Annotated in this window: 20 protein-coding genes; 4 read left to right on the top strand and 16 right to left on the bottom strand. The window is 71.9% G+C overall.

What is annotated here, in order from left to right; translation table 11 throughout:
• The 4 genes from ACFXDJ_RS32160 to ACFXDJ_RS32145 all read right to left on the bottom strand — a co-directional run.
• Nucleotides 1-980 (bottom strand): homocysteine S-methyltransferase family protein (locus ACFXDJ_RS32160; protein WP_384851078.1); only part of this gene is annotated, 980 nt, incomplete at its 3' end.
• Nucleotides 977-1960 (bottom strand): carbohydrate kinase family protein, encoded by a 984-nt coding sequence (locus ACFXDJ_RS32155; protein ID WP_384851076.1) that lies wholly within the window; start codon nt 1958-1960, stop codon nt 977-979. The genes ACFXDJ_RS32155 and ACFXDJ_RS32160, both read right to left, overlap by 4 nt.
• 134 nt (nt 1961-2094) lie before the next feature.
• On the bottom strand, nt 2095-3306 hold the full coding sequence (metK, locus tag ACFXDJ_RS32150) for a methionine adenosyltransferase (protein WP_384655129.1): 1212 nt from the start codon (nt 3304-3306) through the stop codon (nt 2095-2097).
• Nucleotides 3307-3549: 243 nt separating this feature from the next.
• The gene (locus ACFXDJ_RS32145) at nt 3550-4998 is read right to left on the bottom strand and encodes a multicopper oxidase family protein (protein WP_384655132.1); all 1449 of its coding nucleotides are present in this window, start codon (nt 4996-4998) and stop codon (nt 3550-3552) included.
• Between the two features lie 270 nt (nt 4999-5268).
• Between ACFXDJ_RS32145 and ACFXDJ_RS32140 the strand changes: the two genes are divergently transcribed.
• Genes ACFXDJ_RS32140 through ACFXDJ_RS32130 form a run of 3 tightly spaced genes read left to right on the top strand, consistent with a single transcriptional unit; the run spans nt 5269 to nt 7962 of the window.
• Nucleotides 5269-6663, top strand: coding sequence for a pyridoxal phosphate-dependent decarboxylase family protein (locus ACFXDJ_RS32140; RefSeq protein WP_384655135.1), 1395 nt, complete (start codon nt 5269-5271; stop codon nt 6661-6663).
• A 52-nt stretch (nt 6664-6715) separates the two neighbouring features.
• Nucleotides 6716-7330, top strand: coding sequence for a hypothetical protein (locus ACFXDJ_RS32135; protein ID WP_384655137.1), 615 nt, complete (start codon nt 6716-6718; stop codon nt 7328-7330).
• Complete coding sequence (locus tag ACFXDJ_RS32130) at nt 7327-7962, top strand: DUF6875 domain-containing protein (RefSeq protein ID WP_384655140.1); 636 nt, start codon at nt 7327-7329, stop codon at nt 7960-7962. Before ACFXDJ_RS32135 ends, ACFXDJ_RS32130 begins: the two co-directional genes overlap by 4 nt.
• A gap of 78 nt (nt 7963-8040) precedes the next feature.
• Here the strand turns inward: ACFXDJ_RS32130 and ACFXDJ_RS32125 are convergent, their stop codons facing one another.
• From ACFXDJ_RS32125 to ACFXDJ_RS32070, 12 genes are all read right to left on the bottom strand, one after another.
• Nucleotides 8041-8922 carry an alpha/beta hydrolase gene (locus ACFXDJ_RS32125; protein ID WP_384655143.1) on the bottom strand — a complete coding sequence of 294 codons (882 nt, stop codon included), beginning with the start codon at nt 8920-8922 and terminating at the stop codon, nt 8041-8043.
• An 11-nt stretch (nt 8923-8933) separates the two neighbouring features.
• Nucleotides 8934-9656, bottom strand: a complete 723-nt coding sequence (locus ACFXDJ_RS32120) for an indole-3-glycerol-phosphate synthase (protein ID WP_384655146.1) — start codon at nt 9654-9656, stop codon at nt 8934-8936.
• Nucleotides 9653-10393, bottom strand: coding sequence for an N-(5'-phosphoribosyl)anthranilate isomerase (locus ACFXDJ_RS32115; protein WP_384655149.1), 741 nt, complete (start codon nt 10391-10393; stop codon nt 9653-9655). Before ACFXDJ_RS32115 ends, ACFXDJ_RS32120 begins: the two co-directional genes overlap by 4 nt.
• Complete coding sequence (locus tag ACFXDJ_RS32110; RefSeq protein ID WP_384851074.1) at nt 10390-11535, bottom strand: acyl-CoA dehydrogenase family protein; 1146 nt, start codon at nt 11533-11535, stop codon at nt 10390-10392. The genes ACFXDJ_RS32115 and ACFXDJ_RS32110 overlap by 4 nt, the downstream gene beginning before the upstream one ends.
• Nucleotides 11536-11610: 75 nt before the next feature.
• Nucleotides 11611-11985: an ectoine synthase gene (locus tag ACFXDJ_RS32105; protein WP_384655154.1), complete on the bottom strand. Its 375-nt coding sequence runs from the start codon at nt 11983-11985 to the stop codon at nt 11611-11613.
• A gap of 76 nt (nt 11986-12061) precedes the next feature.
• Nucleotides 12062-12937: a tryptophan synthase subunit alpha gene (trpA, locus tag ACFXDJ_RS32100; protein ID WP_384655157.1), complete on the bottom strand. Its 876-nt coding sequence runs from the start codon at nt 12935-12937 to the stop codon at nt 12062-12064.
• 22 nt (nt 12938-12959) lie between these two features.
• Complete coding sequence (locus ACFXDJ_RS32095; RefSeq protein WP_384655160.1) at nt 12960-14045, bottom strand: hypothetical protein; 1086 nt, start codon at nt 14043-14045, stop codon at nt 12960-12962.
• 43 nt (nt 14046-14088) lie between these two features.
• Entirely contained in the window at nt 14089-14346 is a 258-nt protein-coding gene (locus tag ACFXDJ_RS32090) for an acyl carrier protein (protein ID WP_384655163.1), read from the bottom strand.
• On the bottom strand, nt 14343-16013 hold the full coding sequence (locus tag ACFXDJ_RS32085; protein WP_384851072.1) for an AMP-binding protein: 1671 nt from the start codon (nt 16011-16013) through the stop codon (nt 14343-14345). Before ACFXDJ_RS32085 ends, ACFXDJ_RS32090 begins: the two co-directional genes overlap by 4 nt.
• Nucleotides 16010-16867 carry a MaoC/PaaZ C-terminal domain-containing protein gene (locus tag ACFXDJ_RS32080; RefSeq protein ID WP_384655168.1) on the bottom strand — a complete coding sequence of 286 codons (858 nt, stop codon included), beginning with the start codon at nt 16865-16867 and terminating at the stop codon, nt 16010-16012. Before ACFXDJ_RS32080 ends, ACFXDJ_RS32085 begins: the two co-directional genes overlap by 4 nt.
• Entirely contained in the window at nt 16864-18117 is a 1254-nt protein-coding gene (locus ACFXDJ_RS32075) for a beta-ketoacyl-[acyl-carrier-protein] synthase family protein (RefSeq protein ID WP_384655171.1), read from the bottom strand. Before ACFXDJ_RS32075 ends, ACFXDJ_RS32080 begins: the two co-directional genes overlap by 4 nt.
• A gap of 34 nt (nt 18118-18151) precedes the next feature.
• Complete coding sequence (locus ACFXDJ_RS32070) at nt 18152-19363, bottom strand: aminotransferase class I/II-fold pyridoxal phosphate-dependent enzyme (protein WP_384655174.1); 1212 nt, start codon at nt 19361-19363, stop codon at nt 18152-18154.
• Between the two features lie 294 nt (nt 19364-19657).
• Between ACFXDJ_RS32070 and ACFXDJ_RS32065 the strand changes: the two genes are divergently transcribed.
• A complete protein-coding gene (locus ACFXDJ_RS32065) occupies nt 19658-20560 on the top strand; it encodes a BTAD domain-containing putative transcriptional regulator (protein WP_384655176.1) in 903 nt (300 codons plus the stop codon).
• The last annotated feature ends 130 nt before the right edge of the window (nt 20561-20690 follow it).

The following is a 20690-nucleotide window of genomic DNA, read 5'->3' as shown; positions in this document are numbered from 1 at the left end:
CCCGGCTCGGGGCGGGGGTCCCGGGCGACCGGGCTCAGGCCGCGGACCCGCTCCACGACCTGGCGCAGGTGCTCGGGCGTGGTGCCGCAGCAGCCACCGACGAGGGAGAGCCCGTATTCGCGGACGAAGGCTTCCTGCGCGTCGGCGAGCTCGGAGGCGGACAGGGGGTAGTGGGCGCCGTTCTTACCCAGGACCGGCAGGCCGGCGTTCGGCATGCAGGAGATCGGGATGCGCGAGTTCCGCGCGAGATAGCGCAGGTGCTCGCTCATCTCAGCGGGACCGGTCGCGCAGTTCAGGCCGATCATGTCGATGCCCAACGGCTCCAACGCCGTCAGTGCCGCACCGATCTCCGACCCGAGGAGCATCGTGCCGGTCGTTTCCACGGTCACGGAGCAGATCAGCGGGACCGAGACACCCAACGTCTCCATCGCCCGCCGGGCACCCACGATCGCCGACTTCGTCTGCAACAGGTCCTGCGTCGTCTCCACGAGCAGCGCGTCCGCACCACCGGCGATCAGGCCTTCGGCGTTGATCTGATAGGCGTCACGGATCTGCGGATAACCGATGTGACCGAGCGTCGGCAGCTTCGTACCCGGGCCCATCGAACCCAGGACCCACCGCTGCTGACCCGTGGAAGCCGTGAACTCGTCCGCGACCTCACGCGCGATCCGGGCACCCGCCTCCGACAGCTCGTGGTTGCGGTCGGCGATGTCGTACTCGGCGAGGGCGGCGTAGTTGGTGCCGAAGGTGTTGGTCTCGACGCAGTCCACACCCACCGAGAAGTACTCCCGGTGCACGTTCGCCACGATGTCCGGGCGGGTGATGTTGAGGATCTCGTTGCAGCCCTCAAGCTGCTGGAAGTCCTCCATCGACGGATCCTGCGCCTGGAGCATCGTCCCCATCGCGCCGTCCGCGACCACCACCCGCGAGGCGAGGGCTTCCCTCAGGGCGTCCGCCCGCTCCTGCGCGTGCGTCGTCATGCCGACTGCCCCACCTTCGGTTCCAGCAGCCCGGCCGCCCGCTCCCCGTAGACCGTGCGCAGGGTGGTGAGGAGCCGCTCGGGATGGATCTCGTACGCCTGCGAACCCACTTCTGCCAGGACCAGCGCGGACAGTGCGCAGCCGAGCTGGGCCGCGGTTTCCAGCGGCAGTCCCCAGCCGACGGCGGCCAGGAAGCCGGCGCGGAAGGCGTCGCCGACGCCGGTCGGGTCGGCGGCTTCGATGTCGGGGACGGCGGCGACACTGACCGTCGGCTCGTCCTTGGCGTCGATACGGACGCCCTTCGCGCCGAGCGTGGTGATCCAGGTGCCGACCCGTTCCAGCACCTCCTCCGTGCTCCACTCGGCGCGCTCGCGCAGCAGGGCGGATTCGTACTCGTTGGTGAAGAGCCAGCGGGCCCCGTCGACCAGGGTCCGCACCTCGTCCCGCGAGAGCCGGGCGAGCTGCTGCGAGGGGTCGGCGGCGAAGGGGATGCCCAGGGCGCGGGCCTGGTCGGTGTGGCGGACCATCGCCGCCGGATCGTTGGGCGAGACGAGGACCAGGTCCAGGGGACCGCTGCGGGCGATGATCTCCCGCAGGTCGATCTCGGCGGCCTCCGCCATCGCACCGGCGTAGAACGAGGCGATCTGGTTGGAATCCCGGTCGGTCAGGCACATGAAGCGGGCCGTCTGGTGCCCGGCCGAGACGTGCACCGAGCCGGTGTCGACCCCGTGTTCCTTCAGCCAGACCTCGTACTCGCCGAAGTCGGGGCCGACGGCCCCGACGAGCACGGGGTCGAAGCGGAGGCCGCCGAGCCCGTAAGCGATGTTGGCGGCCACTCCGCCCCGCCGGACTTCGAGGTTGTCGACGAGGAAGGACAGAGAGACGTGTTCCAGCTGATCGGGGAGCAGCTGGTCGACGAACCGGCCCGGGAAGGCCATGAGGTGATCTGTGGCGATGGATCCGGTCACCGCGATACGCACGTGGACTCCTGTGAGCTGGTCAGGTCTGGTCTGTCTCGTCAGGACTGGGCTGAACTGCACTGCACTGCACTGCACTGCACTGAGTTGGACTGGACTGAGTTGGACTGGACTGGACTGAGCTGCGAGGCGGCCGCTCAGGCGCCGGCGGCTACCCGCAGTCGCTCGGCGCGGTCGGTGCGTTCCCAGGTGAAGTCGGGGAGTTCGCGGCCGAAGTGGCCGTACGCGGCGGTCTGGGCGTAGATCGGGCGCAGCAGGTCGAGGTCGCGGATGATCGCGGCCGGGCGCAGGTCGAAGACCTCGCCGATCGCCTGCTCGATGGCGTCGGTGGGCACGGTGTGGGTGCCGAAGGTCTCCACGAACAGACCCACCGGCTCGGCCTTGCCGATGGCGTACGCGACCTGGACCTCGCAGCGCGAGGCCAGACCGGCCGCGACCACGTTCTTGGCGACCCAGCGCATGGCGTACGCGGCCGAGCGGTCGACCTTGGACGGGTCCTTGCCCGAGAAGGCGCCGCCGCCGTGACGGGCCATGCCGCCGTACGTGTCGATGATGATCTTGCGGCCGGTCAGACCGGCATCGCCCATCGGGCCGCCGATCTCGAAACGACCCGTCGGGTTCACCAGGAGCCGGTAGCCCTCCGTCTCCAGCTTGATGCCGTCCTCCGCCAGCCGGCGCAGCGTGTGCTCCACCACCAGCTCACGGATGTCCGGAGTCAGCAACGCCTCCAGGTCGATGTCCGCCGCGTGCTGCGTCGAGACCACCACCGTGTCCAGGCGGACCGCCTTGTCACCGTCGTACTCGATGGTGACCTGGGTCTTCCCGTCCGGGCGCAGGTACGGGATCGTGCCGTCCTTGCGGACCTCCGACAGACGGCGCGAGAGCCGGTGCGCCAGGTGGATCGGGAGCGGCATCAGCTCCGGGGTCTCGTCGCACGCGTAGCCGAACATCAGGCCCTGGTCGCCCGCGCCCTGACGGTCCAGCTCGTCGTCCTCCTCGCCCTCGACACGCTGCTCGTACGCGGTGTCCACGCCCTGCGCGATGTCCGGGGACTGCGCCCCGATCGACACCGACACACCGCACGAGGCACCGTCGAAACCCTTGGCCGAGGAGTCGTAGCCGATCTCCAGGATCTTCTCGCGCACCAGCGCGGCGATGGGCGCGTACGCCTGCGTGGTGACCTCACCGGCTATGTGCACGAGACCCGTGGTGATGAGGGTCTCCACGGCCACGCGCGAGGACGGGTCCTCCGCGAGCAGCGCGTCCAGGATCGTGTCGCTGATCTGGTCGGCGATCTTGTCGGGGTGACCCTCGGTCACGGACTCGGAGGTGAACAGACGGCGGGACATGTCACTCCTGATGGTTCGGGGACGGATCTTCAGGCGGGGCGGTCGGTCAGGACGCGCAGGGCAGACGGAGCCGGCGGGTCAGAACCGGCGGGTCAGAGCGACCCATGCTTGGACTCGTGGGGGACACGGCCGGACATGGTCTGTTGCCGAGGATCCTTCCGGCCGTTCCTCGGCCCGTCCTTGAGCGCGCATCGAGCGGGGCTGGGAGACTTCCCCACCCCCTCTCGATCCGCAACAACACCCTTACCAGACGCGGAAGTTCGCCATCATCCCCATCGCCGAGTGGTCGAGCAGGTGGCAGTGGTAGACGTACGTCCCCCTGTACGTGTTGAAGGTGGCGTGCAGTTTGACCGTCTCCCCGGGGAACAGCCGGACCGTGTCCTTCAGCCCCGCCTCGCCCGGCCCCACCGGGGCGCCGTTGCGCTCCAGGACCCGGAACTGGACCAGGTGCATGTGGAAGTTGTGCGGGATGAGCTTGTTCGCGTTGGTGACGGTCCAGATCTCCGAGCTGCCGAACGCGACGGTCTGGTCGATGCGCCGGTAGTCCCACTCCTGGCCGTCGATGAGCCCGCGCGGCTCCTGCCGGCCGTCCTCGTCCATGCTGAACACGATGTTCCGCTGGACCGTGGCCGCCGGCATCGCCGGCAGGGTGCGCAGCACGTCCGGTACGCGGCTCGGGTCGTTGGCGGTCCGTACGACGTCGAAGCGCATGACCTTGCCCACCTGGTCGGGGGTTCCCGGGCCCAGCGTGTTCTCCAGGACGATCTTCGTACCGACCGGGTAGCGGGAGAAGTCGATGACCACGTCCGCGCGCTCCGCCGGGGACAGTCCGATCGTGTCCGTGGGGAAGGGATGTTCCAGCAGCCCGCCGTCCGTGCCTATCTGGATCATCTGGCCGCCGTCCGACAGGCGCAGCTGGAAGAAGCGCATGTTGGAGGAGTTCAGCAGCCGGAAACGGTACTTCCGGGCGGCCACCTCGAAGTACGGGGTCGGGCGGCCGTTGGCGAGGATGGTGGTCCGGCCGAAGGCGTCGTCCATGACGTAGACCAGCTGGCCGGTGTCGTCGAAGCGGGCGTCGCGCAGCGCGATGGGGACCTCGTACTGGCCGGACGGCAGCGGGAGCGAGCGCTCGTTCTCGTCGGAGAGCAGGTACATGGCGGACAGGCCGCGGAAGACGTGCTCCGACTCCATGTGGTGGGCGTGGTCGTGGAACCAGAGGGAGGCGCCCGGCTGCTGGTTCGGGTAGGTGTACGTGCGCGAGGTGTTCGGGCCGAAGGTGTCCATCGGGCCGCCGTCGTTCTCCTGCGTGACGCTGCCGCCGTGCAGGTGGACCGAGACCGGCATGGTGAGGGTGTTGCGGTGCCGGATCACCACCTTCCGGCCGCTGCGCGCCCGCAGTACCGGGCCCGGGAACTGCCCGTTGTAGGTGAGGACCTTCGTCTGCACCCCGGGGATGATCTCCCGTTCCACCTCCGAGATCGTGACCGCGTAGGTGTCCTGGCCGCCCAGCACGTTGACCGGCGTGAGCTGCGCCGCGAGCGGCATCCGTACGGTGAAGGGCGGCGGGACGGTGACGGCGGTGACGGCCGCCGCGGACCGGGCGCCCAGCAGCGGTGCCAGTCCACCGGTGGTGAACAGGCCCGCGCCGACCGCGGCGAGCGAACCGCCGAGCACGCGGCGTCTGGTGACCATGGGGTTTCCTCCTGGGAAGCGTAGGGATGCGTACGGAGCCCCGCGGGGGTGCGCCTCGCACGGGTCTCGCACGGGTCTCGCACAGCCGTCGCACGGGTGTCGCGCCGCGAGTGCACCAGACCCGGCTTGCGCATCACTGGAGCCCAGATGGTGTGCGGGCATCCGGGGTTGCGCGGGCCTTGCGGGGGCTCGGTAACGCTCCCTCGTGCGTACGTATGACCGCGTACGCGCGACTCGCGCCGCTCTGGGCGGCGGCTGGGGGAGGCTCCCGTGGACCTGCACGACCTGCACGACTTACGCGACTGGCTGCCGCGCGCGCTCGGGGTGGCGGAGCGGTGGGGCGGGCAGTTCGGCCCGTACGAGACCCACGAGGCCCACCGCGTCCACCCCGACGCGTTCGCCAGGGCCTTCGACCGTCTCGCCAAGCGGATGGACGACAACTATCCGTTCTTCCACCCGCGTTACGCCGGACAAATGGTCAAGCCCCCGCACCCGGCGGCCGTCACCGGCTACCTCACCGCCATGCTCTTCAACCCCAACAACCACGCCGCCGAGGGCGGCCCCGCGACCACCGAGATGGAACGCGAGGCGGTCGCCGAGCTGGCCGGCATGTTCGGCCTGGCCGCGCACATCGGCCACCTCACCACCAGCGGCACGATGGCCAACCTGGAGGCCCTGTACGTGGCCCGGCAGCTGCACCCGGACCGCGGGATCGCGTACAGCAGCGAATGCCACTACACCCACGAGCGGATGTGTCACGTCCTGGGCATGGAGGGCCACCGGATCCCGGCCGACGCGCACGGCCGCATCGACCTCGACGCGCTGGAGGACGCGCTGCGCGGCGGCCGGATCGGCACCGTGGTCGTCACCACCGGCACGACCGGGCTGGGCTCGGTCGACCCCGTGCACGAGGTGCTGCCGCTGGCCCGCCGGTACGGGGCGCGCGTGCACGTGGACGCGGCCTACGGCGGGTTCTACGCGATCCTCGGCCGCGCGGGCACCGGCTCCATCGACGCGGCGCCGTGGCGGGCGATCGCCGAGTGCGACTCCGTGGTCGTCGACCCGCACAAGCAGGGGCTCCAGCCGTACGGCTGCGGAGCGGTCCTGTTCCCGGATCCGCGGGCCGGACGCCACTTCGCGCACGACTCGCCGTACACCTACTTCACCGACTCCGACCTGCATCTGGGCGAGATCAGCCTGGAGTGCTCCCGGGCGGGCGCGGCGGCCGCCGGCCTGTGGCTGACCCTCCAGCTGCTGCCGCTCACCCCGGACGGCTTCGGGGGGATCCTCGCCGCGAACCGGCGGGCCGCGCTGCGCTGGGCGGACCTGCTGACCGAGTCCGAGGAACTGGTCCTGTACCAGCGCCCGGACCTCGACATCGTGACGTACTTCCCGGCGACCGCCGACCACAGCCTGTCCTCGATCGACGCGGCCTCGGACCGGCTGCTGCGCGACGGCATGAAGGCCGAGGCGGACCCGGTGTTCCTGAGCGTGCTGCGCGCGGACGCCGACGCGTTCGTACGCCGCCACCCTCGGGTGACCGCGGACGCGGAGGCGGCGCGGGTGATCCGCAGCGTCCTGATCAAGCCGGAGTCCGAGCACTACCTGCCGACCCTGCACCACCGGGTGGCGGAGCTCGCCTCGCTCGGCCGCGCGGCGGCCTGAGCCCGGCCCCCGCTCCCCCGCCCTTCCCATCTCCCCGACCGGAGGCCCCGCTTTGTCCCCGACCCCGACACCAACACCGACTCCGACCCCGCTATCGGCACCGACCGGCACCGACCTCTGCGCCCTCCTCGCCGACTCCTTCCACGACGACGCCCTGGCCCGCTGGATGATCCCCGACGAGCGGCGGCGAGCCGAGCTGCTGCCCGGGTTCTTCCAGGTGTTCCTCGGCCTCTCGGCCTCGTACGGCAGTGTGCTCACCACCCCGGACGAGGACGCGGTGCTGCTCTTCCTGCCGCCCGGCGCCGAACCGGACGAGGCCGCCCTGGACGCGGCCTTCGCCGAGGTCCTGGGCGATGACCCGCACGCGCTGGAGGCGCTGCGCGCCATCGGCCGGCTCCAGGCGGAACGCCACCCGCAGGACGCTCCGCACTACTACATCTCCTTCGCCGCGGTCCGCACCGGCCGGCAGAAGGGCGGGCTGATCTCCGAGCTCGTCGGCCGGCTGCTGGTCCGCGCCGACGCCGAGGGCGTGGGCGTCTACACGGAGGCCAGCTCGCCCGGCGGCGAGGCCGCGTCCCGGCGCGCGGGCTTCGAGCGGCTGGGCGGCGACATCAACCTGCCCGAGGGCGGACCCGTTCTGCGACCGATGTGGAGGAGCCCCCGATGAGGGGAGACGACCTGATCCAGTCCTGGACGGCCGGCGAGGTCGCCCGCGGCGAAGTGCCGCCGGAGCACCTCGGCCCGCTGTTCCAAGTCCTCGCGTGGAGCCGGGACTTCCTGGTCTCCAGCCACCCCGAGCTGGGCCGCACCGGCCCGGTGTGCCCGTACACCCAGCCCTCGCTCCGCAAGGAACTGTTCCACCTGGCCCTGCCCTCCGCCGAGTGCGAGGACCTGCACTCGGCGGTCGACTCGCTGCGCACCCGGCACGCGCTCCTGTCGGAACGGCTGTCCCCGGAGGACCGCGAGCTCCTCACCATCCTCCTCGTGCTGCCGGGCTTCGACCCGACGGACTCGGTGGAACTGGACGAGCTCCAGCGCAAGGCGAAGGACGAGTTCGTGGCGGAGGGGCTGATGATCGGCCAGTTCCACCCGGTGTGCGAGGAGCCGGGCCTCTACAACGAGGCCTTCCGGCCGCTGCGCGCCCCGCAGCCCCTGCTGGCGGTCCGCAAGCTCCTGGTCTTCGACCTGCCGTTCCTGGTGAGCGACGACTCCCACCTGGACCACTACCTCCAGCGCTTCGCGCCCGCGATCCCGGCCCGGATCCGGGACCAGCTGGTGGGCCGGGTGGTGGCCGCCTGACCCCTGCCCCGACCGAACCGGCCCCGACCGGCCCACATCGACCGACCGCGCCCGCTCGACCGGGCGCGGTCGGTCTGCTTACGAGGGCCTCGCGGTCCGGAGGCAGTCCTCCAGGAAGGCCAGGGTCCGCAGGTGGTAGGCGTTCGCCGAGTGGCCCAGGCCGATGTTGTGGCCCGCCGCGGGGAGATGGTCGACCGTGACCGACGGGGACGCCGTCAGCCGGGAGGCCATCGCCGACAGGGTGGCGTCGTCCAGGTGCCACCAGGCCTCGTGTTCCGCGAAGGTGAGCCGGACGGGGATCCGTACCTCGGGGGCCAGCGCCTCGAACTGGCGGGGCCAGTGGATGGTTTCCGCCGATTCGCGGGCCGGGGTCGGGGAGAGCAGGGCGCGGCTGGCCTGGAAGGTGCCGCGCGGGTAGAGGTTCAGGGGGCCCCAGTTGAGCTTCGTGGCGCCGCCGCCCAGGGTCGAGGGGAAGTGCAGGGCCTCGGGGTTGTAGTGGTAGCCGGTGCCGGAGGTGTCCAGGCCCAGCAGCGGCACCGCGCCGGGGGCCGCCGCCGTGTGGAGGGCGACCTTGCCGCCGTCCGAGTGGCCGAGCAGGAAGAACCCGGCGCCGGTCTCGTGGGTACGGGCGTGTTCCTTCAGGGCCGCGTGCAGGGTGTCCGCCTGCTGCGCGAGGGTCTGGCCTTCCGGGAGGAGTTCCGCGGAGTCCCCGTATCCCGGCCGGTCCACGGCGAGGACGGCGTGGCCGAGGGCCGTGGCCAGGGGGACGAAGGAGTTCCAGTAGGCCGCCCGCATGCCGCGGCCGTGCACCGCCAGGATGGTGGACCTCGGTCCGGTGCCCGCCGCGGGTTCCACGAGGATCGCGGAGAGCGGTATGCCGCCGGCGTCCAGCACGTACCGGTCGTTCCGGCGCGGCGCGGTCGAAGCCGCGGTCGAAGCCGCGGTCGCGGTCGCAGTCAAGGCCGTCGTGGTCATCGGAGCGCCAGCCCCCTGCGCGCGCCCGCCATCGAGTCCACCCAGTGCGCCGGCGAACCGGTCCGCAGCAGCGAGGTCCCCACCAGGAGCCCTCCGAAGCCCGCGTCCAGGAGTTCGGCGGCGCTCGCCGGCCCGTCGATGCCGCTCGCGCTCACCGGGCACGCCGCGCCGGTCTCGCGGACCGCCGGGAGCAGGTCCAGGGAGCGGCCGAGGTCGCCGGCCCCGCGTTCGCGCGTCTTGATGTCCTTGTTGTTGACCGCGATCACGCACTCCTCGGGGTGGTGGACCGATGCGAGCTCGGACTCCTTCGTGATCTCGACGAAGGGCGTGAGCCCGGTCAGCAGGCACTCCGTCACCAGGGTCCGCATGCTCGACTCCGGGAGCAGGGCCGCCGTCAGCAGCACCGCCGAGGCGCCGAGCTCCTTGGCCGTGCGGATCTGGTCCTTGCGGGTGATGAAGTCCTTCTGGAGGAGCGGCAGGTCGGTCAGCGCCGCCACGTCCCGCAGCAGCGCGGGCGAGCCGCCGAACCAGCGGCCCGTCACCACGGAGATGCAGGGTGCGCCCGCGGTCTCGTACGCCTCCACGATGGCGGCCGGGGTCCGGCCGCCGAGCATGTCGTAGCCGTGGGCGTCGCGCCGTTTCACCTCCATCACCACGGGGGTCGGGGAGGCCAGGAGGGCCTCTAGAAAAGGGAAGCCGGTCCGGTTCTGCTTCGTCATCGCGAGAGCTCCAGTTGTGGGTGGTCGGGGAGGCGGGCTTCCGTGCGCCAGGCGCGGGCCAGGGCGGCGATCTCGGGGATGCCGAAGCCGCCGGTCGTGAGGTCGCGCGCCGCCGTGTCCACGTCGATGCCGCGGAACCCTTCGTGGCGGACGACGGCCTCGTACGCGGGCCGGTTGGCCGGGGTGAGGCCGCCGGCCAGGAGGAACGGCCGGGACAGCCGGGGCAGCAGGGCGGTGACGAGGTCCGGGTCGAGGGTGCGGCCGGTGCTGCCGATCCGGCCGTCGCGGGTGGCGGTGTCCAGGAGGAAGAGGTCGGTGCCGGCCCGCTCGTACGCCCCGATCAGCGGGCGTTCCACGCAGCCCCCGTCCTCCTGGACGTGCAGCACCTTGACGATGCCGACCTCGGCGGGCAGTGCTTCGCGCAGCGCCCGTACGACGGCCGGCGGCTGGTACGCGTGCAGTTGTACCCAGCGGGCGCCGGTGCGGCGCACGATCCCGGCCAGTTCGCCGGCGTCCGCCAGGAAGGTGACCAGGACCGGCAGGAGCCCGGCCGAACGGGCCGCCGCCGCGAGGGCGGCGAACCCGTCCGGGTCCAGGTCCGACGGGCCGCCGGGTACGCCGTGCCAGAGGCCGACGCAGTCGGCCCCGGCGGCCGCCGCCGCCTCGATGTCCTGCGGGGCGGTGGCCCCGCAGACCTTCAGCAGCGTCCGGGACAGCGGGCGGTGCGCGGTGCTCACTTGCCCAGTCCCAGCATCGAGGCGATGCGGTTGTACTGGATCTCGTTCGTGCCGGAGTAGATCGTGCCGCCGAGGGCGTTGCGCACGTCCTGCTCCAGGCCGAACTCGGACATGTAGCCGTGGCCGCCGAAGATCTGCACGGCGGTGAGGCTCGTGGCCAGGTTGCTCTCGCTCGTGACGAGCTTGGCGATGGCGAGGTCCACGGTGACGTTCTCGCCCGCCTCCAGCTTCTCGCCCGTGTCGTAGAGCCACTTGCGGGCGGTCTCCAGCTGGATCTTCGTGTCGACGATCTTGTTGGCGATCGTCTGGTACGAACCGATCGCCTTTCCGAACGACATGCGCGTCTTCGCGTAATCGACGCACCGCTCCAGCCGGTGCTGCATCTCCCCCACGTTGACGATGAAGGAGAAGAGGATCTCCCGCTTCATCACGTGGTCCAGGACCAGGAACCCGCCTCCGACCCTGCCGAGCACCGCCGTCTTGGGGACCCGTACGTCGTCGAAGAACAGCTCGCTCAGCGGCGAGGTGCGCAGCCCCATCTTCTTGATGGGTTTGCCGGCGGTCAGTCCGGGGGTGTTGCGGTCCACCAGGAACGCCGTCGTCCCGAGCGGACCGCCGTCCGGATGGGTCCGGGCGTAGACCACGATCACATCGGCGATCGGTCCGTTGCTGACGAAGACCTTGCTGCCGTTGATGACGAAGTCGTCCCCGTCACGGACGGCCCTGGTGGTCATCGCCATGGCGTCGGAGCCGCCCTCCGCCTCCGTGATGGCGTGGGCGCCGATGGCCTCGCCGGAGCAGATCTGGGGCAGGTAGCGCTCCTTCTGTTCCAAGGTGCCGAACTGCTGGATCGGGATCCCGGTGGAGCAGATGGAGGTGGTGACCGAGAAGCTGAGGCCCGAGTCCCGGTTGTACTCGCCGAGGCCTTCCAGCACGTACATGGTGGTGAGGATGGACTGCCCGAGGCCTCCGTGGTCCTCGTCGAAGGGCAGTGAGAGGATCCCGGTCTTCTGGACGAGCTTCCACTTGTCCTCGGAGAAGGCGGAGTGCTCGTCGAGTTCGATGTGGTCTGCGCTGAGTGCGTCTCCCCACCGCTCCAGGCCTTCGCGCAGATCTGCCTGGTCGGCGTTCCAACGGATCACGACGGACCCCTTTTTTTCGGTGGTGATTCGGTGGTGCTTCGGATGGGGTGGCGCTCGGGCGGGCGCCCGCGGGGCTCAGTAGGCCGAGGAGCTGTGGGCGTCGAGGCTGTGGACCTCGTCGCCGCGCAGGGCCGGCGAGAAGACGCAGACCAGGCGCAGGTCCTCGTGCGGGCTGGCGACGAGGTAGTGGGCGTCGTGCTGGTCGAGGGCGTACATCCGGCCCGGGACTATCTCGTGCGAGGTGCCGTCGAGCTCGATGACCTCGCCCGATCCCTCGATGCAGTAGCAGGCCTCCAGGTGGTTGACGTACTCCAGGCGGGACTTGGTGCCGGCCAGCACGAGGGTGTCGGTGAGCGAGTAGCCGAGGCCGTCCTGGGCGAGGAGGAAGCGGCGGCTCAGGCCGTTGCCCCACTCGACGGTCTTCACGGACTCGATGTCGCGAACGATCATGGGATTCTCCCGGTGTGAGGGTGGTGCACGGATGCTGCGGATGAGGGGTGGAGCTCTCTTCTGGTGATCAGGCAGGTCAGCGCGGGTCTACGGGTGCGGTCGCTGATGCTGCTGCGGTAGCGGTCCCGGCCGCCGGCAGGACCGAGCGGACGAACTCGCGGAAGGCCTCGGTCACGTCGCGGCCGGTCTCCTGCGCCCGCTCCACGGCCGCCACCGCAGCGGAGCCGATGATCGCGGCGTCGGCGCCACTGGCCCCGACGGCTTCCACGTCCTGCCGTGTACTGACCCCGAAGCCGACGGCGATCGGGGAGTCCGTGTGCGCCCGGAGTCCGGCGACCGTCCGGGCCAGCGCGGCGTGGCCGGCGGCCGGTGCGGTCCCGCTGCGTCCGTAGTGGGCGACGAGGTAGAGGTAGGCGGAGGCGCAGGCCGCGGCCTGGGCCTGCGTCTCGGGCGGGCTCTTGGAGTAGCAGGTGGTGACGACCGGGAGTCCGGCCGCGGCGGCCGACTCCAGGTGCGTCCCGCGCAGCCGTGGGGGCAGCGCGTGGATCAGGAGTCCGTCCGCACCCGATGCGGCGATCTCCCGGGTGGCTTCGGACAGGTCCCGGTGGGCCAGGGAGTACCTCCAGTCGGCGAGCAGGGCGATCCGGGTGTGGTTCAGGTGCGGCCGTACCTCCGCGATGAACGCGAGTACGTCGTCCAGCGCGGCCCCTCCCCGCTCCAGCGCCCGGCTTGCCGAGCGGCGGATGACCGGGCCGTCGGTGACCGAGTCGGGGAACGGGACGGCCAGTTCCAGGCAGTCCACGCCCTCCTCGTCGAGCATCAGGACCAGGTCGCGCAGGACCGGCAGCGGCGGGTCCCCGGCGTTGAGGAACAGGGCCAGTCCGGGCGGACCGCCGGGGGCGCGGTGGGCGAAGAAGGGCGCCGGGCCCGCCGGTGCCGGGGTCGGGGCCACGAGGGTCCCCGCCTGCGCCGGGCTAGGCACGGGCCACCGCCAGGGTGCGGGCGGCCGGGTCCTGGGAATTCGTGGTCTTCGGAGCCGTGGCCTTGCCGGCCGCCGCGATGCGCTGCGCCAGTTCGTGGGCGGCGCCGGAGAGGACGGCGCCTTCCGCGAGGGCGACCGCGGAGGGCCAGTCCCGGCGGATGCCGGAGGCCACCACCAGGGCGGCGGCGCCCAGGCAGACCGTGCGGGTGGCCACCGGGCCCGCCGCTCCGGAGAGGACGGAGAGGAAGTGGGCCACCGCCCCGGCGGGCTCGGCCGCCGGCCGGAGGTCCCCGAAGGAGCCGTTGCCCGGGGTGAGTTCGCCCGGCCGGATGATCCGGGACCGGGAGTCCTCCCCGTAGACGGTGTTGGTGGCGAAGGGCAGCAGCTCGTCCGCGCCGGTGTCGTTCGCGGTCAGCCAGATCCGGCGGGTGGTGGTGGTCGCGGCGAGCTGCCGCAGGGTGTCGAGGGGAGCGGCCGCGGAGACCCCGGTGACCTGGGCGGTCACCGGCAGGTCCGCGAGGAAGGGGCCCAGGGCGTTCAGGAAGCGGCCGAAGGGCTTCATGCTCAGCGGGGCCACGGTCCGCGCCAGCCGGGTCAGCTGCGCCGGGTAGACGAAGGGCCCGGCGAAGGCGATCCCGTACCTGGCGAGGGTGTCCTCGGTCTGGGCGTAGGAGGAGGTGAGGCGGACGCCGAGCCGTTCCAGCAGATCGACGGAGCCGAGCGAGCTGGTGTAGGCCCGCGAGCCCGTCTTGACCACCTTGACCCCGGCTGCCGCGGCGACGAAGGCCGAGGCGGTGGAGATGTTGAAGGTCCTGGGCCCCCCGCCGGTGCCGACGACGTTCACGGTGCCCTCCCAGGGGGCACCCCCGGTAGCCGCCTCCGGCCGGCGCTCGGCGAGCGAGTCCAACAGGTGGCGCAGGGTCTCGTGGTCGGGGAGCCTGCTGGTCAGGGAGGCCAGCAGGGCGAGTACCTCGGCCCTGTCGAGGCCGCCTTCCCCCAGCTGGTCCCACCAGGACCGCCAGGTCTCGCGGCCGACCGGGGCCCGCTGCTCCAGCAGGCCGGTGAGTGCGTCGTGCACGGTCGCTCTCCTCTCGTCTCCGTCGGGGTGGTGGTCGGCGGTGCTACGCGGCCGCCGTGCGGCGGGACTCGGCGATGAAGGTGTCGATCGCCTCGACGCTGCGGAAGTTGTTGGGGTCCAGGTCGGCGTCGCCGATGGCGAGCTCGAAGCGGTCCTCGACCCAGGCGATGAGCTTGAGGACTCCCAGGCTGTCGATGACCCCGTCGTTGAGCAGGTCGTGGTCGACGGCGAGCTCGGCGGCCGGGGTGCCCGGGAGGAACTCGGTGATGACGAAGTTCTTGATGGTGTCGACGTTGCTCATGACGGGATTCCTTCTGCGAGAGGTGTGGCGGCGGATGTGGCGGCCGAGGACTCGGCGGCCGGGGAAGTCGGCTGGTCGAGGCGGTCGAGCGCCTTGCGGTCGATCTTTCCGGTGGCCGTCTTCGGCAACAGCGCGTCGGTGAGGGTGAGTTGGTGGGGCACGGCGGCCCTGGGCAGGTGCCGTGCGCAGTGCGTACGGAGTTGCAGGCCGGTCAGCGCCGAACCGGGGGCCCGCTGCACGGCGGCGACGAGCCGGCGGCCGGCGATCGGGTCGGGCAGGGCGGCGACGCCCGCCTCCAGCACTCCGGGGTGCTCCTGGAGGACCCGTTCGATCTCGGCGGTGTTGACGGCGACCCCGCGCACCTTGACCTGGAAGTCGGTGCGTCCGGTCAGGTGCAGGGTGCCGGCCGCGTCGCGCCGTACGAGGTCGCCGGTGCGGAACCAGCGGCGGTCGTCCAGGCCGAGCGGATGGCCGGTGAACTTGTCGGCGTGCCGGGTGCGGTCGAGGTAGCCGCGGGTCTGGAAGGGAGTGGAGACGAACAGCTCCCCGCTGCCGGGCCCCCTGACGAGCGTGTCCGTGTCGGGGTCGATGACCAGGGCGCCCACGCCCGGCAGCGGGCGGCCGATCGGTACGGGCGGGAAGGAGGTGGCCGCGGTCTCGCCGGTCTCGACCTCGTGGATGAAGCTGTCGTTGGTCTCGGTGCAGCCGTAGATGTTGTGGATGCGGGCCTTGGGGAAGAGGGCGGGCAGGGCGGCGAAGGTGCGGTCGGGGATCGCGTCGCCGGTGAACATCACCTGCTCGACGCCCGGGAAGATGTCGCCGGTCTTGGCCGCCGCGTCCAGGAGGAGCCCGAAGGCCATCGGGACGGCCTGCACCACGTGGACCTCGTGGCGCCGGACCAGGTCGCTCAGGTGGCGGCCGTGGGCCGCCAGCGCCGGGTCCACGAGGACCACGCGGCCGCCCCGGGCCAGGGTGGTCCAGACGTCGAGGAGGCAGAGGTCGAAGTTGAGGGGGGCGTAGTTGAGGACGGTGCGGTCGGGGCCGATGTCGAAGGCGTTGCCGGCCCACCGGGTGAAGCGGTCCACGGCGTCCAGGCCCAGCGGGACGATCTTCGGCAGGCTGGTGGAGCCGGAGGTGGTGAGCATGAAGGCCACCTCGGCGGCCTCTTCGGCGGGCAGCGGTTGGGCGGCCACGTCCGGATTGGGTGCGACCCGGGCGGGTTCGCCGCCGGGGGCCAGGACGTGGGCGCAGCCGGCCTGGGCGAAGAGATCGGCGAGCAGGGTGTCGGCGAGGGCCGGGGACGGGAGCAGCATCGGCCGCCGGGCGAGCAGGCAGCCCAGGACGAGGGCCACGGCGGCGGGGGACTTGTCGGCGAGGACTCCGACCGGCACCCCGGGGGCCAGCCGCAGCCGCGCGAGCCGGTCCCGTTCCTCTCCGGCGAGCTCGTACAGCTCGCGGTAGGTGGTCTCGGCGCCGTTGAAGACCAGCGCGGTGGCGTGGGGGCGGTCGCGGACCTGGGTCAGGAATCCCCCGAGGAGCCCGAGCTCGACGACGGGGGCGGCCAGACTGGCCGGGGTGGCCGGGCCGGTCGGGTCGATCGCGGAATCGGCCGGGTTGGTCGCGGTGTCGTTCGGATTGGTCGCGGTGTCGTTCGGATGGGTCGTCACGGCAGTTCGCCTCTTTCCGGTGAGTCCGGCTGGGCGAGCTCGATCCAGCCGCTCTTGACGGCGGCGCCCTTGGGCGTCTTGCAGGTGAAGCGGACGACGCGGGCGCCCTCGTCGGGCTGGAGGGTGATCTCCAGCGGGATGTCCGGGGGCACGGGGGCCGAGAAGCGGCAGCCGAGGCCGCGCACCCGGGCGGAGTCGCCGCCCGCGAAGCGGTCCACGGCCTCCTCCACCGCGAGGGCGACCACGCTCATGCCGTGCGCGATGACGCTGTCGAAACCGGCCCCGCGGGCCGCCTCCGCGTCCAGGTGGATGGGGTTGAGGTCCCCGGAGGCCTGGGCGTACGCGGTGATCCAGTCGGCGGTCAGCTCGTGCACCGCGGTCTGCGGTTCGCCGGCCCCCTGCGGGACCGGGGCGGCGGCGCCGCCCGCGATCTCGCCGAACGGTTCCAGCAGGGTCGCGCCCACCAGCAGGGCGGAGATGACGAGTTCCGCGAAGGGTTCCGGGCCGTCCTCGCCGGTCAGCCGTACCCGCAGGGCGATCCGCGCGCCGCGCGGCTCCTTGCGGATGCCGAGCACGTCGAGCCGTACGGTCACTTCCTCGCCCGGCCTGACCGGCCGCACGGTGCGGATGTCCTGGCCGAGGTGGACGACGGAGACCGGGCCCGGTTCGTCCGCGGTGAGCGCGGCGACCGTCTGCTCCGCGACCGTGTGGGCGAGGACGAAGGTGTGGACGGGCGAGGCCTGGCCGGGCCGGGCGGTCGGCAGGCCGCGCCGGGCGGCGCCGCGGTAGTCGGTGATCTCGGGTTCGGTGACGGTGAGGGTGCGGACCGGGCTGGGAAGGGTCAGGAGCGTCATACCGGCGTCACCACCACGGAGGAGTTGTGGCCCCCGAACCCGAAGGAGTTCGTGATCGCGGGTCCCGGGCGCACGGCGCGCGGTGCGCCGTGGACGACGTCGATGTCCATTCCTGGCTCCAGCTGTTCGTGGTTGGCGGTGGGCGGTACCTCGCAGTGCCGCATGGCCTGCACGGTGGCGATCAGCTCGACGGCCCCGGCGGCGCCGATGAGGTGTCCGATCACCGACTTGGGCGCGGTGACGGGCGGCTGGGCGGTGCCGAACACCTTGGTCAGGGCGGCGGCCTCGGACCGGTCGTTGTGCGGGGTGGAGGTGCCGTGCGCGTTGACGTGCACGATGTCGGAGGGGTCGAGGCCGGCGTCGGCGATGGCTCCGGCCATGGCGGCCGCGGCTCCCGCGCCGTCGGGGAGCGGCATCGCGAGGTGGTGGGCGTCTGCGGTGGCGGCGTACCCGGCGACCAGCCCGTACGTCTTCGCACCGCGCGCCCGCGCGTCCTCCAGCCGTTCCAGTACGACGAACCCGGCGCCCTCTCCCATCACGAAGCCGTCGCGGTCCTTGTCGAACGGGCGCGAGGCGTGCTCCGGATCGTCGTTGCGGAAGGAGACCGCGTTGAGGTTGCCGAAGCCGGCCAGGGTGACGGGGGTCAGGGTGTGCTCGGCGCCGCCCGCGATGACGAGGTCGGCGCGGCCGGTCTGGAGCAGCATCAGGGCGTGGCCGATGGCGTCGGCGCCGCTGGCGCAGGTGTTGGCCACGGTCAGGGCGGGGCCGGTCCAGCCGAGCCGGATGGCGATGTGGGCGGCCGCCGCGTTGGGCATCGTCATGAGCGGCATCAGCGGGTTCACCCGGGCCGGACCGCCCTCGGTGAAGTGGGCGGACTCCAGGTCGCTGGTGGCGCGGCCGCCGACGGCGTTGCCGACGACGATCGCGGTGCGGCCCGCTTCGGCGGTGGGAGATCCCGCGTCCCGGTGGGCGGCGAGCGCCGCGGCCGTCCCGTAGTGGGCGAAGGGGTCCATCCGGCGGGCTTCCTTGGCCGGGACGAGTCCGGCGAGCCCGTCGAGCCCGCGGACCCGGCAGCCGATCCGTACCCGGTGGCGGCTGAGGTCGAAGTGGGTGAGCTCGGCGGCGGTGGACCGGCCGGCCCGCAGCGTCTCCCACAGCTCGTCCGGGGTGCACCCGCCGGGGGTGACCACTCCCATGCCGGTGATGGCTACGGGCGGCCGCGCCGAACTGCCCCTGGACGGTCCAGGCATGTCTACTCCTCAAGCGAAGGGGTCCGGGAGGCGGTCAGATGATCCGGCACTCGCGCGCGGACTTGATGAAGGCCTCGGCGGCGAACTCGATGTCCGCCTTGGTGTGCGCGGCCGTGATGGCGATGCGCAGCCGGGCCAGGTCGTTGGGGACGGCCGGGGTGACCACGGGGAGGCCGATCACACCGTTCTTGCGGCAGACGGTCGCGAGGTCGTACGCGGCCTCGTCCGATCCGGCGATGACCGGGACGACGGCGGTCTCGCTGTCGACGGTGCTGATGCCGGCGTCGTGGAGCATGCCGCGGAAGCGCGCGGACTCCCGCTGGATGAACTCGACCCGCTCCGGCTCGCGCTGGAGGATCCGCAGGGATTCCAGGGCGGCGCCGGTCTGGGCCCCGCCGAGGGCGGCGGAGAAGAGGAAGGGGCGGGCCGCGTACCGGAGGTGGTGGATGAACTCGGCGGAGCCGGCGACCCAGCCGCCCATGGAGGGGATGGCCTTGGAGAGGGTGCCGAGCTTGACGTCGACCTTCACCTCGTAGTCGAAGTGCTCCTCGATGCCCTTGCCGGTGGCGCCGATGACGCCCAGCGCGTGGGCCTCGTCGACCATCAGCAGTGCGTTGTGGGCGTCGCAGACCTTGCGCAGGTCGACGAGGGGGGCGATGTCGCCGTCCATCGAGTAGACGCTGTCGACGATGACGAGGCGGACGCCGGTGTCGGGGGCGGCGGCCAGGCGGCGCTCCAGGTGGGCGACGTCGTTGTGGCGGAAGCGGGTGACGGTGGCCCCGGAGAGCTTGCAGCCGTCGACGATGCTGGCGTGGTCGTACTTGTCGATGAAGACGGTGTCGCCGGGGCCGACGATGGCGCCGACGGTGCCGGTGTTCGCGGCGTAGCCGGAGCCGAAGACCAGGGCCTGCTCGCGGCCGGCCACCTTGGCGACCTCGGCCTCCAGCTCCTCGTGCAGCGGGGTGGTCCCGGCCAGGGCCCGGACACCGTGGTTGCCGGTGCCGTAGCGGTCGACGGCGGCCTTGGCGGCGGAGACCACGCGCTCGTCGCCGGCCAGTCCGAGGTAGCTGTAACCCGACATCATCAGCAGGCGCCGGCCGTCCTGGTCCACGTACGCCGAATCACGCTCGGCGGTGTACGCGACGAAGCTGTTCTTCCGGTTGGGCTCGTACTCCAGCGACCGGACCCGGTCACGGAAGTAAGCGAGTTTCGGCTCCAGGCGCTTCCAGGCAGCTGATGCGTTCACGTACTTCTCCTCGTCGCGATCGTCCGGCCGACCCGGAACTCCATCGGCGCTCCGCCGTTTCTCCGGCTCGGCTCTAGTACGACTCCATTAAGACTCGGGGGGCGCAATAGCGGCGCAAGAGCGGGACCATGGCCGCACTCGAAAAGCGGCAGGGAATGCCCGGACCTCGGGTTTCATTCGGACGGGAATGTTTGTCGGCCTCTGTTGACATACGGAGAAGGCCCGCCGGTATTCTCTGAATCGCACGAACTACGGGGGGCACGGCCGGAAGACGACCGTTTCGGAGAGTGCAGAGTGCTGATCAGACTCATAGGTCTTGTCACGATCGAACCGGACGGAGCACCGCCCCAGCACCTCTCGGGCGCACAGGCACAGGTCGCGTTCGCCCGGCTGCTCCTGGAGCGGACCGGCGGCACGGACCGTGACCAACTGGCCGAGACCGTATGGCCCGAAGGCCTGCCGGACACCTGGGGGTCGGCGCTGCGCAGCATCGTCAGCCGGGTACGTACCTTCGTCTCGACCCCGCAGGACCTGCCGGGGGTCACTCCGCTGGTCGCGCAGGGCGGCCGTTACCTCCTGCGGGTGCCACAGGACGTGGCCGTGGACGTGGAGTGCGCGGAGATCGCCGTCGCCGAGGCCGCCGAGGCCTACGCGGAGGGCTCGTACGCGGTGGCCCAGCAGCTCGCGGCCGGCGCGGTGTCGAACCTGCGCGGCTCGTTCCTCCCCTCCCACGAGGGCGAATGGGTCAACGCGATGCGCGAACAGCTCGAAGAGCTCCGCCTCAAGGCGCTGGAGACCGCGAGCCTGTCCTCCTCCGCCCTGGGCGACGAGCACCACGCGCTGCGGTACGCGGAGGAGGCGGTCCGCCGGGCCCCGTTCCGGGAGAGCGCGTACCGCTGCCGGATGGCGGCCCACACCCGGGCCGGCAACCGCGCGGAGGCGCTGCGCAGTTATCAGCAGCTGCGCGAGGTGCTGGCGGAGGAGCTGGGCATCGATCCGGCTCCGGAGACCGAGGCCGCGTACCTGGAACTGCTGCGCACCCCGGAACCGCGGCCGGCCCCGCGTTCCCTCACCTACCTGGACCCCGTCCTGATGGGGGTCTTCGAAGTGGACCACCGCACGCCCGTTCCCCAGCCGTGCTCGCTGGCCGGCCACGGCTGCCTGACGCACCGCATCCCGTCCGCCCCGGCCGCCTGACCGGGGCCCGGGCCCGTACGCACGAAGGGGCGCGCGCCGGGGCAGCCTGCCGGGGCCCGGACCGGCGCCGGCGGGTAGCCCGCACCAGACGCGGCCCCGGGGCGCGGAGTGAGTACGCGCCGGGGCGCCG

The sequence above is a fragment of the Streptomyces sp. NPDC059443 genome (genome assembly GCF_042750105.1).
Taxonomy (GTDB): Bacteria; Actinomycetota; Actinomycetes; order Streptomycetales; family Streptomycetaceae; genus Streptomyces.
This window is presented reverse-complemented; position numbering and strand designations above follow the sequence as displayed.

Excerpts from the sequence above, each read along its gene's own strand:
- metK (WP_384655129.1), bottom strand. The coding sequence starts at position 3,306 with ATGTCCCGCCGTCTGTTCACCTCCGAGTCCGTGACCGAGGGTCACCCC.
- ACFXDJ_RS32145 (WP_384655132.1), bottom strand. The coding sequence starts at position 4,998 with ATGGTCACCAGACGCCGCGTGCTCGGCGGTTCGCTCGCCGCGGTCGGC.
- ACFXDJ_RS32130 (WP_384655140.1), top strand. The coding sequence starts at position 7,327 with ATGAGGGGAGACGACCTGATCCAGTCCTGGACGGCCGGCGAGGTCGCC.
- ACFXDJ_RS32120 (WP_384655146.1), bottom strand. The coding sequence starts at position 9,656 with ATGACGAAGCAGAACCGGACCGGCTTCCCTTTTCTAGAGGCCCTCCTG.
- ACFXDJ_RS32105 (WP_384655154.1), bottom strand. The coding sequence starts at position 11,985 with ATGATCGTTCGCGACATCGAGTCCGTGAAGACCGTCGAGTGGGGCAAC.
- ACFXDJ_RS32090 (WP_384655163.1), bottom strand. The coding sequence starts at position 14,346 with ATGAGCAACGTCGACACCATCAAGAACTTCGTCATCACCGAGTTCCTC.
- ACFXDJ_RS32080 (WP_384655168.1), bottom strand. The coding sequence starts at position 16,867 with ATGACGCTCCTGACCCTTCCCAGCCCGGTCCGCACCCTCACCGTCACC.
- ACFXDJ_RS32075 (WP_384655171.1), bottom strand. The coding sequence starts at position 18,117 with ATGCCTGGACCGTCCAGGGGCAGTTCGGCGCGGCCGCCCGTAGCCATC.